This window comes from Verrucomicrobiaceae bacterium, from assembly GCA_016713035.1.
Lineage (GTDB): Bacteria > Verrucomicrobiota > Verrucomicrobiia > Verrucomicrobiales > Verrucomicrobiaceae > Prosthecobacter.
In genome coordinates, this window is sequence record JADJPW010000003.1 from 1 (window position 1) to 12,650 (window position 12,650).

Annotated in this window: 11 protein-coding genes; all 11 read left to right on the forward strand. The window is 58.3% G+C overall.

Going from position 1 to position 12,650, the window contains the following annotated elements; genetic code table 11:
* Positions 1-28 precede the first annotated feature (28 nt).
* The 11 genes from thiH to IPK32_11210 all read left to right on the forward strand — a co-directional run bounded on the left by thiH (position 29) and on the right by IPK32_11210 (position 12,615).
* Positions 29-1,162, forward strand: a complete 1,134-nt coding sequence (thiH, locus tag IPK32_11160) for a 2-iminoacetate synthase ThiH (protein ID MBK8092509.1) — start codon at positions 29-31, stop codon at positions 1,160-1,162.
* A 46-nt stretch (positions 1,163-1,208) separates the two neighbouring features.
* Positions 1,209-1,907: a hypothetical protein gene (locus IPK32_11165; GenBank protein ID MBK8092510.1), complete on the forward strand. Its 699-nt coding sequence runs from the start codon at positions 1,209-1,211 to the stop codon at positions 1,905-1,907.
* A 363-nt stretch (positions 1,908-2,270) separates the two neighbouring features.
* On the forward strand, positions 2,271-2,540 hold the full coding sequence (locus IPK32_11170; protein ID MBK8092511.1) for a hypothetical protein: 270 nt from the start codon (positions 2,271-2,273) through the stop codon (positions 2,538-2,540).
* Positions 2,541-3,100: 560 nt separating this feature from the next.
* Positions 3,101-3,592, forward strand: coding sequence for an FKBP-type peptidyl-prolyl cis-trans isomerase (locus tag IPK32_11175; protein MBK8092512.1), 492 nt, complete (start codon positions 3,101-3,103; stop codon positions 3,590-3,592).
* A 618-nt stretch (positions 3,593-4,210) separates the two neighbouring features.
* The gene (locus IPK32_11180; GenBank protein ID MBK8092513.1) at positions 4,211-6,844 is read left to right on the forward strand and encodes a DUF4838 domain-containing protein; all 2,634 of its coding nucleotides are present in this window, start codon (positions 4,211-4,213) and stop codon (positions 6,842-6,844) included.
* Between the two features lie 7 nt (positions 6,845-6,851).
* Positions 6,852-7,727 carry a hypothetical protein gene (locus tag IPK32_11185; protein ID MBK8092514.1) on the forward strand — a complete coding sequence of 292 codons (876 nt, stop codon included), beginning with the start codon at positions 6,852-6,854 and terminating at the stop codon, positions 7,725-7,727.
* A gap of 257 nt (positions 7,728-7,984) precedes the next feature.
* Complete coding sequence (lexA, locus tag IPK32_11190) at positions 7,985-8,590, forward strand: repressor LexA (protein MBK8092515.1); 606 nt, start codon at positions 7,985-7,987, stop codon at positions 8,588-8,590.
* A complete protein-coding gene (locus IPK32_11195; protein MBK8092516.1) occupies positions 8,556-9,467 on the forward strand; it encodes a hypothetical protein in 912 nt (303 codons plus the stop codon). Before lexA ends, IPK32_11195 begins: the two co-directional genes overlap by 35 nt.
* The gene (locus IPK32_11200; GenBank protein MBK8092517.1) at positions 9,410-11,071 is read left to right on the forward strand and encodes an N-6 DNA methylase; all 1,662 of its coding nucleotides are present in this window, start codon (positions 9,410-9,412) and stop codon (positions 11,069-11,071) included. The genes IPK32_11195 and IPK32_11200 overlap by 58 nt, the downstream gene beginning before the upstream one ends.
* Before the next feature lie 26 nt (positions 11,072-11,097).
* Positions 11,098-11,913 (forward strand): hypothetical protein, encoded by an 816-nt coding sequence (locus IPK32_11205; GenBank protein MBK8092518.1) that lies wholly within the window; start codon positions 11,098-11,100, stop codon positions 11,911-11,913.
* 84 nt (positions 11,914-11,997) lie between these two features.
* Positions 11,998-12,615, forward strand: coding sequence for a hypothetical protein (locus IPK32_11210; protein MBK8092519.1), 618 nt, complete (start codon positions 11,998-12,000; stop codon positions 12,613-12,615).
* The last annotated feature ends 35 nt before the right edge of the window (positions 12,616-12,650 follow it).

The following is a 12,650-nucleotide window of genomic DNA, read 5'->3' on the forward strand; positions in this document are numbered from 1 at the left end:
CGACTCACAGCCCCACGCACACGCACGCATGCCGCACACCGCCTTCATCCCCACGCTCGATGCCTTGCCGGGAAAGAAATCGCCCCTGATGGAGCGATTCGCCGCACTACTAGAGCCCAAGGCACCCGCTCAGATCGAGGCGATGGCTCGCGAGTCCGCTCTGCTCACGCGGCGGAACTTTGGCCGCACGATGCGGCTCTTTGCCCCACTCTATGTCTCCAATGAGTGCGTGAATAATTGCAGCTACTGCGGCTTCTCCCGTGACAACGACAGCATCCTCCGCGTCACCCTCACCGTGGACCAAGTGCTGCGTGAAGCGCGGCATCTGCTGGAGCAGGGCTTTCGCAACATCCTCCTCGTCGCCGGTGAGCACCCGCGCTTCGTCAGCGATGGCTACCTAGAGGACTGCCTCCGTGCCCTACGAGACAGCGTGCCCACACTAGGCATCGAAGTCGGCCCCATGGAGGCTCCAGAATACGAGCGCATGGTCAAAGCAGGCGCAGAGGGCCTCGTCGTCTATCAAGAGACCTACGACCGCGCCATGTACGAAGACATGCACACCGCCGGACCGAAAAAAGACTTCGACTGGCGGCTCGCCTGCCCCGAGCGCGGCTATGCAGGCGGATTCCGCCGCATCGGCATCGGTGCACTCTTTGGCCTGAGTGATTGGCGGCTGGAGGCCCTACGGCTCGCAGCCCATCTGGAGCATCTCTACAAGCACTGCTGGCGCTCCACCTTCACCGTCGCCTTCCCCCGCCTCCGCCCAGCCGCAGGCGGATTCCGCCCGCAGACAGAATTCCCCGACTGGGCACTCGTGCAGACCATCTGTGCCTTCCGCCTCACCTTTCCAGAAGTCGGCATCGTGCTCAGCACGCGAGAGCCCGCACCGCTGCGTGACTCCCTGGCACCGCTAGGCATCACCACCATGAGCGCTGGCAGCCACACCGAGCCCGGCGGCTACACCGGCGCAGGCAATGACGACCTGCACCTCACCGTGCGTGGTCGCCGTGTGGAAAAAGAAACCACCAGCACCCGGAACCGCGCCGAAGGCCAATTCGGCATCGCAGACAGCCGAAGCCCGCGTGAAGTGGCCCAGATGCTCAGCGCACGCGGCCTCGATGCCGTGTGGAAAGACTGGGATCCGGCCATCCTCGCGGCCTGAGCCCCCACTTTGGCCGCTAGACCACTGCTCAAAAGCTCCCGCGTGCTTGATCTTTCCTCCTGCCGCATGCACAGCACCCAGCATGGCAAAAATCGTCAAAACTCCGACGGGGGAATTTCACTCAGGCTACGGCTGCATCATCATGACAGCCGCCGTGGGCGTATTCAGCTTCCTCGCATGGTGGATGTTCTATTACGTGCCGATCACACTCGATAAAGAGATCGCCGCCATCTCGCAGGATACACCCGCCCCACTCCCGCAGATCGCCCCCGTCACCGGATTGCAGGAAAAACTCGCCGCCTTTGCCAAAGCAGCCTCCGCCGGCACTCCCGCCACACTCACGCTCTCGATCCCGGAGCTTAATGCCCTGCTCCTCCTCACCCCAGATGCCGCCACCGGCGGTTACAAAGACATGCTGCGTGTAAGAGGCCTCGATGCCGAAAAATCGCTCATCCTCACCGATGCCAGCCTACCCATGAACACCGCCCGCTTCTGGGAGGAGAAAAAACGCTACCTCGTCGGCCAGATCGACTTCCTCACCGAAAAAACCGCCCTCGGCCCCGACATCAAAGTAGTCGCCGTCCGCGTCCCTGACAAAAAAGTGCCCGAAGAAATGATCAAAGGCATGCAGATGTACGGCTACTTCGGCCCCTATCACAACGACGCCACCCTCGGTCCCATCTTCAAAGCCATCCGCGAATTCAAAGTCCAGCCCGATAGCATCGTCATCACCACTGGGCCTTAATTTGTAGAGGTGTAGGCGGAGATTGGGGGCAGTTGAATCCGTCAATGCCACAACCGCAGCGGATCTGAGGAAATAGACCGATTCTCAAAATGAATGTCTGAAATGACCGGCGAGCGCGGCAGCTTCAGTGGCAAGAAAAGAGCGAGGAGGCTATTGGAACAATAGCTGACGAGCGAATGACGCCGCCAATGAGGCTGCCCCGCCGCCGGGAATCGGACAGTCATTTTGAGAACCGGTCTAGAACAATGTTCCTGGTTATTATCTGAACAAGCCAAGTCAGCCACAAAATAACCCTTCCTTTCTGAACCGAAAGCCTGCAAAACTTCCAGCCTCCCGCCAACCACACACAACAAATCAGATAACATGGACATCAAAGCACTCATCATCCAACTCATCATCGGTGCCATCGGCGGCAACGGCATCGGTGCCGTTCTGAAAAATCTCAGCCTGGGCCCCATTGGCAATACCGTAGCAGGCTTGCTCGGCGGAGCTGGCGGTGTCCAGCTTCTCGGCATGATCAGCCCTGAGCTTGCTCAAGGTCTCGGCGGACAAGTCGGCGGCGCAGCAGCAGGCGGTGGTGTGCTCATGGCCATCATCGGCATCATCAAGAGCGTGATGGCTGGCAAAAAATAAGTTTTCTGTCCCACTCTTTGGACCGCCTCCGACACGGCTGCCTCGTCAGCCACCGGTGGCGGTCTTTTTTTGGCTGCGACAAATCAACGGTAGCCACCTTTTGCGGAGCTAGCGGCATTATAGCCATCGTTCTTACCTCCATCCACACTTCATCAGCATTTCATTAGATTCCGCTCCACAAGATCGCCAAGCCGAACGCACTGCCAAAAAAGGCCGCACGCCGTGCTGATCCCGCTTTCCAGGCCAAGAGAGCGAAAAAGAGAGAGCAATACAGGTTACTCGAATCAGCGTCCGGTCTTGTTTTCCTGTTCCGGCTTCAAAATCGGCGGCACAGCTTCGCTTTGTCACTGCTCTTGTGCAGCCCCTCGCACTTCGTGATGGCGGCTTTCAGCGGGGTGAAGATGGCACGAGTTTAATTCATGCGTATGGACAGAGAGGCCGATTCGGACGAATCGCGGCAAGTCGATCTACCGGTGTGGCCTTTGCAAGCATTCGCGTTGAATACGCCCTTTATCAGCATTTAAGGCACAGTGTCCTTTCCTCACCAAAGCCCTATACTCATGAAACCATCCACTTTCGTCTTCTCCGCTGCGCTAATGCTACTCGCAGGCTGTACGAGCCCCTCCAAAAAAGAAACCACAGCCGAATCGAAGCCCAGCGAAGCCGCGTCGCAGGCTCCGGCGAGAAAGGTGGATGCATCAGGTGTAGTCACGACGGCGAGCGGCCTGCGCTACAAGGTGTTGGCCTCAGGTCCGGCCAGCGGACGCTCGCCCATGCGCAGTGATTCGGTGGTGGTGCACTACCGTGGCACGCTGGTGGATGGCAGCGTCTTTGACAGCTCCTACGACCGAGGCGAGCCAGCGACATTCGGCGTCGGTCAGGTCATTCCCGGCTGGACGGAGGCACTCCAACTCATGAAGCCCGGTGACAAATGGCTGCTGCACATCCCTCAAAACCTCGCCTACGGCGGTCAAGGCGCAGGGGCCAAGATCCCACCTTACGCGGACCTCATTTTTCAGGTGGAGCTGCTGCAAATCGTAGGCGGGCTTTGAGAGTTGCTAGACCACTTCGAGCCCAAAGGTCCACGCCCGCTACCCGGCTCATGAAGAGCCTGTTCATGCTGCACGGCATCGTCATGCTCGATCTAGTGGCCCTCCCCCTATCGCGTGCCATCGCACTGACCTCCGGCGGGTGAAGCACGTCCGCGTTCACACTTACCGCAGAATCCGTCTGCAGAGACGCATGTTCGGGGATCAATCATCCCATTTCCCAACTTGGGACGGACAGGTCATGCGCATAATTGCAGCTCGCTCATCAAAGTAGCGAATGCGATGACGCTCCACTCCCCAATTCCGCAAAAACAAACATCGACACTTAGCCTGGCGACTTTTTGAAGACCAAGACGGCGAGCATCGTGCCGAGGTTTATGATCGTGTTTTTCATGTTGTGAGAAATGCCAAAGGCCACAGGCTGCTCGCTTCTCGATCAGAGGCGGTTGCTGATGAGCCGTGGGTGTCGCCGGAGCTGCAGGAGCATCGACAAGTTGACGAAGGCTTCAATTTTTACCATTCAAATGATTCACAAAGGCAGCCGCATCATCATCTGCGGACAAAGCGTAGCCCTTGGCGACGTTAGCCTCATCCGTGTTCACATCTTCCACCACTCGTCTCATGCGCGAACTTGCCGCTCTCCTTTGTTTCTTTGCCATCGCGCTGTCCGCCATCGCTCAAATTGCAACGACTGATGTGGACGAGCCTGAGGACATGATCCTCGGTTTCCGGGGCAAATCGAAGTATCAGATCGTGGTGCCGGATGTGGCAGCGAATCCCACGGCGGAGTCTTCGGTGACGCGGGCGGCGGAGTTATTGCAGCAGGCGTTTGCGGCGAACAAGATCGCTCTACCGGTTGTGAAGGAGTCACAGGTGGAGGCGGGGCGACCGGCGTTCTATGTGGGAGCGACGAAGTTCGCGGCGGCGAAGGTGGATCTCAAAAAGCTGAGCGGCTGGGGCTATGCGCACAAGGTGGTGGGGCGTGATGTGATCATCGCGGGCAATGACGAACCGGATGCGCTGGAGGGGAAACGCGCCATCCCGGGCTGGCGCACGGCGACGAAGGACCCGTCGTTGCCGTTTGAGGGCACGCTGTTTGGCACGGCGGAGTTTGTGCATCGCTTTGTCGGGGCGCGGTTTTTGTCGCCGGATGAATCGGGCACGACCTTTGTGCCGCAGTCGATCATTCATGTGCCGCCGACGCTCGATGTGCTCGGCGAGCCGCACTTCATCGAGCACGACATGCGCAATGGGCCGGAGTTGTTCTACACGGCGAATCATTGTCGGCGCTTTACGCGTGTGTGGTCGCGTGGCGGGCATCAGCATCCGTCGGCGGTGCCGATTGCCGAGTATGGGAAGACCCATCCGGAGTATTTCATCCTCACCGGCAATGTGCGGCAGCCGGAGGTCGGCGCGACGGATGGGCAGCTCTGCCTCTCAAATCCCGAGGTGCGCGAGCTGATCTACAAGCACATCCTCGCCAGTCTCGACAGCGGCTACGATGTCATCGAGCTGGGTCAGGCTGACGGCTTCCGCCCCTGCCAGTGCAAGGAATGCGAGGCGCTTTACGGTGTCCAACCCACGACGAAGCCGACCGATGGCATCGCTTTCAGCACGGATCGCGCTTGGGGCGAAAAGATCTGGATCATGCATCGCGATCTGGCCGTGCGGTTGATGAAGGATCGTCCGGGCAAAAAGCTCATGATGACCTCCTACGGCCCCACGATTCAGCCGCCGCAGACCTTCCGCGAGTTCCCGGAGAACACGATCATCGAGATGATGCATTCTGACGAAGAGGCCTTTGCCGCGTGGAAGCAGCTCAAGGTGCCCGGAGGCTTTTCGGCGTATCTTTACAACTGGGGCAACTTCCATCTCGTGGGCCTCACGCCGCTCATGACGGTCTCGATGATCGCCGAGCAGAATCGTCTGCTGGTGGAGAACAACGTGCGCATGGCGCAGGTGAATGGCAGCCCCGGCGCAGGCCAATGGGGACTCGAAGGGCCGAACATCTATGTGTATCTGCGCCTCGCCATCGACCCGAAGCGGCAGAGCGCGAACGAACTCTTCGACGAATACCTGCAGGCCGCCTTCCGCGAGTGCGAGAACCCGATGCGCCGCTTCTTCACCAACGTGCAAAAGCGCGTCGAGCTGTGGCGCGTGCTGCGTGACTACGCGTATCAGTCCGGACGCGATCCCATCTTCGCACTCGGCACGCTTTGGCCACCGGATGTCATCAGCTCACTGGAAGAAGACCTCGCTGCCGCGGAAGGCAGCGCCGAGCTGCCTGAGGTGAAGCGCAGGCTCGACATCGTGCGCTACGAGTTCGATTTCCTGAAGCACCTCGCGCTCGTCATCAATGCCTGGCGCAATCATCAGGCGATGAATAACGTGGCCTCGCTCACGCAGTTGCTCGACGCGGTGGATGCGCGCAACGCCTTTGTCGCCGGTGTGGCCAACGGTGACGCGAAGTATGCCAAGAAGAAGAACCCCGCGTATCGCTTCGCCGACGAAAAGGGCCTGAAGTATGCCGGACGTTACTTGGATCGTGCGCCATTCAATTGGGACACCGCGAAGATGCGGGCGAATCCGGCGCAAATGATCCAGCAGAGCCAATCGCTCACCATTGAGCGAGTAACCGAGCCTTTGACACTCGATTCACCCCGCTGGGAAAAAGCTGAGGCGCACCCGCTTTTGTCCACCGATGCCGCCGTGACGAAGCTGCAAGCGCCCACCACCTTCCGCGTGCTCTGCGACGACGCCCATCTCTACCTTCGCGTTAGTGGCGAGCAGCCTGCGAACAAGATGACCTTCGGCGCACGCGGCCACGATGCCGAGCTGTGGTTGCAGGAGAGCATCATCGTCAATGTCTCACCCATCGCCGACAAGAGCCGCTACTTCTACTTCGCCTACGAGCCGGAACCGACCTCCTTCAACGAAGCCGAGCACGGCTTCATCGCCGACTACCTGCACCCGCGTTACGGCTGGAACGACGAGGGCTGGAACGGCGCATGGACGTTTGAAACCAAGCTCATCCCGGCCAAGAACCGCTGGGAATCCATGGCCATCATCCCTTTTGAAACCCTGCGCACCAAGGCACCCAAAGCTGGCGACACCTGGTATCTCAATGTAGGCCGCGTGCACTTCACCGACTCTACCGACAAGAAGACCAACCGCGAGTTCTCCGCCTGGACCAGCAAGCTCAATGCCTCCCGCATCCCAGGCGACGCGAGTTTTGGAAAAGCCACCTTCAAATGATCCACTCATGAATCGATTCTGCCTCCTCTTGGTTTGCCTCGTCTCACTCAGCGGCGCTTCACACGCCATCGACTACACCGCTCTCAGTGCCGTGAAGCGATTGCGCACGGAGAAGCGCTACGACGAAGCTCTGCAAAAACTCGAAGCGCTCGCGACGAAGACCGACGAAGCCAGCGAGAACTTCACTTACCTCTCGCAGGCACTCGACATCACCGTCGATTCGCTGAAGGACGCCGACCGTTCGCTCGCCATCGCTGCTACGATCAAGGAGACCGCGTTGCGCGATTTTGCCAAGCTGCGTGTGCTTGCCAATTTCGAGCGTTACGATGAAGCGCTCACGTTTGTGCGTGACAAGCAAGTCGCCTCATGGCCCACACGCATCCTGGGTCAGGCACACGGCATCCTTGCCACCATCTACCACGAGAAGAAAGACGCCGCTGCCGAACTCGCACAGTGGCAACTCGCCGCCGCCGCGCCGGGTGCGGAAGTCGGTGTGCGTGGTCGGTCACTGCGAGAAGCTGGCGTGCTTTTTCAAAAGCAGGGCAATACCGCGAAGGCCGAGGAGCAATTCCGCCAGGCACTCAAAGTCACGCCCGCCAACTACGCCTGGCGCGTTGACAGCCTCATCGCGCTCTCTCGTTTGCTCATCGAAAGCCAACGCACGAAAGAAGCTGTGAAAGCCTTCGACGGCACCGACTTCACCAAGGTCACCAGCATCACCGCGCGTGGCAATCTCCTCGAAGCCTACGCTCGCACGTTGCTGGCAGCCGGGAAAAAGATCAAAGCCATCGAAACCTTCGATCAACTCCTCCAGCTCGATCTTCCCGCCACCTGGAAGGACCGCATCAACCAAGAACTCGACCAGATGGCCGAGGAATTTTGAGTCAGGCCCGTTGCGAAGTGCCGTTGCTGACATGAGACAGCACTTCAGGTTCCGAGGAGCCCTTGATCCGCTGAGCTACAAGCTCCGAAGACCAAGGTGACGCCGATCTAATGCATGGCGTTTCACGAAGAGTTCGGGGCCAGCATCTCGTGGCTTGTTGAGGCTTCGCACGAGTCCCCCTTTCGGGAAAACTTTGCCGTCGGATGAAGCTGAGCTTGCCAATCGCCTCGACGGCCCTCACTATACGCCTGTATAGTATGCCAGCGCCCCTCACCGAAATGCAGTCCGGGATTCTTCGATTTGTCGAAGAACGACTCGACGTGGGTGCGAGTGCCCCGACCTGCCGAGAAATCTGCGAGCGTTTTGAGTTCAGTAGTCCGAAAGCGGCCACCGACCATCTCGCTGCGCTCGAGCGCAAAGGCTACATCTCTCGTGATCGCAAGCAGGCACGGGGCATTCATTTGTTGCATCGTTCAGATGAGATTCCGGTGCTAGGTCAGGTGCCCGCCGGACTTCCCAGCTCAACGAACGAGGAGTTGACAGGGTATGTTGGCTTCGGGCCTGAAAACTTTGGCATCCATGATCGCAAACAGGCATTCGCTTTGACCGTCAAAGGCGACTCAATGGAAGGGTGCCACATTTTCGACGGCGATGTGGTCCTAGTTGAGCGGGGCGTAGAGCCGCATAATCAGAGCATTGTCGCAGCGTTGATTGATAACGAAACGACACTGAAGACCTTCCTTCGTCGCGGTAACAAGGTGTGGCTGCGTGCGGAGAACCCACGTTATCCCGACCTCATTCCTGGGTGGGATTTGCAAATCCAGGGCGTTGCGCGCGCCGTCATCAGGAGGCTGCGAAAATGAGTGCTTACCATCCAATGCCCCCGGCAGGCTCCTTTTTCCTGAGCCTCCGCCGGGCATCGTCTATCTTCGGAATACGGGCGATGTCTTCGCCAGTTCCGATCTGTTTGCTTATCAGCATTTGCTGCTGCGTGCATGGGCCGACATGAAGCTTTGCGGTGTGCTCGTCGTGCGAGGTATTCCCACGGTTTATCTCCGCGAGGATGAGCGGGAGCTTTCTCCGCAGGAAGTGCACGAGCTTCAGCGAAAACTGTGGAATCAGGGTGTTGCCACGCTCCTCGTGCTCGTGGATTCGCGGCGAACGCGCATTTTCTCAGCGATGATGCCGCCCAGGAGTCTCACGGAAGAGCACGTCAGCGGCGAAGCGCCACTCGAAAGCTTCGTTGAAGAACTCGGCCTTGCTGCGGAAGCCCTCCGTGCACACCGCACGGATGCCGTTCATGCATACCACACGTTTTGCCGACAGGTGACGTCTGGGGAACTCTATCGCCGACACAATCCAGAGGGGAAAAACGCCGCTAAAAAGTTCAACCCTCGCGAGATGGTGGATGCTTACCTGCTCGACCAGCTCGCGGCGGTCCGCAATGAACTTACCCGTGGCAAATACAAGCTGGATGTCGCCACGGCTCATGCCTTTCTTGGTCGCCTGCTCTTTACCTGTTACCTCATTGATCGTGGCATCGTCGTCCTGAACGATGAGAAATACTTCCGAAGCAGCCGTGGAAAACCCTCCAGGACGTGCTGCAGGGAGACGATAACGAAGTGTTCGACCGTCTTTACCGGCGTCTCTTCCCGCAGCTCAAGCGTGACTTTAACGGCAGTATGTTCGACGAGGATTCCCTTGATGCCGAACGTGCGGCCATTCATTCATCGCACCTGAAAACCGTGCGCTGCTTTCTACAGGGCGACGACATTGGCGGAAACCAGAGGACCTTGGGATTCTGGGCCTACGACTTCAGTTGCATCCCCGTCGAGACGATCAGCGCCATCTACGAGAACTTCCTTGAAAACGAAAACGTCTCCGGAAAGCGCGAGGACGGTGCCTATTACACGCCACGCTTCCTTGCGGAAATGACGCTCGATGTCGCTCTGGAAGGGCGCACCAGCCTCACGGGTCAGCGCTATCTCGACCCCTCCTGTGGTTCCGGCATTTTCCTCGTGCTGGTCTTCAACCGGCTCGCCGCCGAGTGGACAGCCAAGCATCAAGCGACAGCCGCACGCGAAACTCCACACGCTTACCGCGCTAAGGACAAGGCACTTCGCACCGCCCTCGGCAGTCTGCGCGGCGTGGACAAGAACGCCACCGCCTGCCGCGTCGCCTGTTTCAGTCTCTACCTCGCCTTTCTCGATCAATTTACGCCGCGCAATATTCGCAGCTATATTCAGCAGAGTGAGACGAACAAGTTGCCGAACCTGCTCCAACACCAGGGCGGCCGAGCGAAAAAGCCCGACATTCCGGTCATTTGGCATGGCGACTTCTTCCCGCTCGCCAAAGAATGGGTGGCGAAGGAAAACGAACGATTCGATACCATCGTGGGCAATCCGCCATGGGCTGGACGCGGCAAAAAGCAGATCGCCCAAGACTTCATGGCTCGCACGCCGAGTCTTCTCCTAGCAGATGGCAAGGCCGCGCTGCTCCTACCGACAAAAGTTTTCTTCAACAAGACTGACGTTTTCCAAAGTCGGTGGCTGCGAGACGTGACTTTGGAAAAGGTCGTCCAACTGTCGGATTACCGCTTCATTCTTTTCACGGGCGCGATTTGCCCATGCCTCATAGCTCGCTTCAATTCCAACCCGCCCGCAGTCGAGACACACCGTGTCGAGTATCTCACGCCGAAGGTCACCCGGGTGGACCTGAGGCAGGGAGCAATCCCTATCGCTCCTAGCGACCGCAAAGAACTTCTTTTGAGGTCACTCCTCGGTGCGGCAGGAAACAATGCTGCGACCATGGCTTGGAAGTGCCACTTCTGGGGCACCCAGCAAGATGTGAAGTTTCTACAGAGTCTTTGGGCGTTACCAAAGCTCGGTGACCGGGTTGATCAACTCAGCCAGACTCGCGGCAAACGCACTCACGAGTGGGTCGCAGGTCAGGGATGCAAGCCTTGGAGCCTCAATTCCAAGGCAAAGCCAGACCGTGAATTGAGGCCATTCAAGGAAGCCAAAGACAAATGGAGCACCGCAGATTTGTTTTTGCCCCCAAACGCATGGAAGGGCAGGCATTTGTTCCGCAGGAACTCTGCGGCAGTGTCCAGGAACACTTTAACGCGCAGGAATACAGTCTCACAGAACTCTACAGCAAGCCGCCCTCTGCCTTGTTCACACCGCCCTTGGTGCTTTTCAATCAAGGCTTCACGAGTGCCGCATTCTTCGATTTCACAGTTCGCTTTCAGGACTCACTACAATCCATCGCTGGTCCACAGGAAGATGCAGACAGTCTCATCTTCCTCGCTGCTTATCTCCGCTCGCGGCTCGCACGCTACATAGCGTTTCATACCTCGGCCAATATCGGCATGGAGCGTGACAAAGTGCATCTCGATGAAGTGCTCTGCATGCCTTTTTACCTGCCGGGCAACCCGGATGCAGCTTCACCTGAAGCAGCGGCCCTGCTAAGGAAGATCGTCAGCAAGCTGCGCGATTTGAAAAAGCGCATGGCCGAACCCGCAGCCAAGCTCGCGGCGCGGCTCGAGGAACTAGATGACCCAAAAGCTCTCAAGCTCCGCCATGGCGACGAAGGCAATGCTGACGATGAGCGAAAGAAGTGGCTTTCCACATGGGCGACAAAAACTGCAGCCGTTCAAGAGGAAGTAGAGCCGCTGATTTACGACTACTTTGGCCTCACCAACCAAGAAAGGGCGTTGGTGGAGGATACCTGCACCATCTTCGACAAGAGCGATACACCAGGCACTCTCGATACGCCCATGCCCACGCTCGATACGCTCGACGCAAACGGTCTGGCTCCCTATGCCGACATGCTTGGCAGCACGCTACGCGAGTGGTCCCAAGATCAACGTCTTGCTCTCACCATCACTTCTGCGGTGAACGACGAACTCGGCCTCGCCGTGGTCAAAGTCGAGCAGACAAAAACTAGCGGATCGTTCCGCACTACGCCGCTCACGAAAGAACTCTCCGAGGCAGTCAGACATATCGAGGGCGCCGCTACGACGGGAAATGGATCGCTCATTTATCTCAGGGATGAGACGTGGTGGTTTGATGGCCCGCGTATCTTCATCGCCAAACCCGCCCTGCGCGGGCGCTGGACCCGCACCGCTGCGCTCAACGACAGCGCTGACCTTTACGCCGCCATCCAACAATCCAGGGGTGCATAAGCCATGAGCGTGATTTCTGACATCTGGCGGCAACCTTTCCCCAAAGATGAAATCCCGTTCATCCTCGCAGCCATCCTCCGCTGCATGAAGTCGGTGAAGAAGGCAGAACCCTGCGAGCACGAAAACTCCATCACGAAACGCCTCTGGAAGCGACTTCTGCGCGATGCTGAGCTGAAAGCTCGTCCCACCCACCTCGACATCGAGCCGTGGGAATTGGATGAGCAAAACGAGGATGGAAAAATTGGGAGACTGGACCTTCGGTTCCTCTTCTCCACCGGAACGCTCAAGCCGTGGCCGTGTTTTGCCATCGAAGCCAAACGCCTGCACGTCACGTTTCCGCAGGCTGGGTTCAGTTCCCTCGTCTCCGAGTATGTGACATCCCGCACCACCAAGCCGGTGGAGGACGAGCAAGGCATGATGTGCTTCATCTCCGGCCGTTACTCCAGAGGGCTGCGTGCGGGTGGCATGCTCGGCTATGTTTTTGACGGCGAAATTGAAGCCGCACGCGATGCAATCTCTGCAGTCATTCATTTGCACCGTGACAAGCTCCGCCTTGCCCATGGAAGTGTTCTTTCCACGTCTAGCATTATCCCCGACGACTCTGGAATCAGCGAATCGTTACACGTTCTCTCTGATGAAGTGGAGTTATTCGACTCGAACCGCGGACGCTTCACTATTTACCACCTGCTTGTTCCCGTCTAATCAATGGCGCTGCCACGGTAGAACTTCCTCATGAC

Excerpts from the sequence above, each read along its gene's own strand:
- thiH (MBK8092509.1), top strand. The coding sequence starts at position 29 with ATGCCGCACACCGCCTTCATCCCCACGCTCGATGCCTTGCCGGGAAAG.
- IPK32_11170 (MBK8092511.1), top strand. The coding sequence starts at position 2,271 with ATGGACATCAAAGCACTCATCATCCAACTCATCATCGGTGCCATCGGC.
- IPK32_11175 (MBK8092512.1), top strand. The coding sequence starts at position 3,101 with ATGAAACCATCCACTTTCGTCTTCTCCGCTGCGCTAATGCTACTCGCA.
- IPK32_11180 (MBK8092513.1), top strand. The coding sequence starts at position 4,211 with ATGCGCGAACTTGCCGCTCTCCTTTGTTTCTTTGCCATCGCGCTGTCC.
- IPK32_11185 (MBK8092514.1), top strand. The coding sequence starts at position 6,852 with ATGAATCGATTCTGCCTCCTCTTGGTTTGCCTCGTCTCACTCAGCGGC.
- lexA (MBK8092515.1), top strand. The coding sequence starts at position 7,985 with ATGCCAGCGCCCCTCACCGAAATGCAGTCCGGGATTCTTCGATTTGTC.
- IPK32_11200 (MBK8092517.1), top strand. The coding sequence starts at position 9,410 with ATGTTCGACGAGGATTCCCTTGATGCCGAACGTGCGGCCATTCATTCA.
- IPK32_11205 (MBK8092518.1), top strand. The coding sequence starts at position 11,098 with ATGGAGCGTGACAAAGTGCATCTCGATGAAGTGCTCTGCATGCCTTTT.
- IPK32_11210 (MBK8092519.1), top strand. The coding sequence starts at position 11,998 with ATGAAGTCGGTGAAGAAGGCAGAACCCTGCGAGCACGAAAACTCCATC.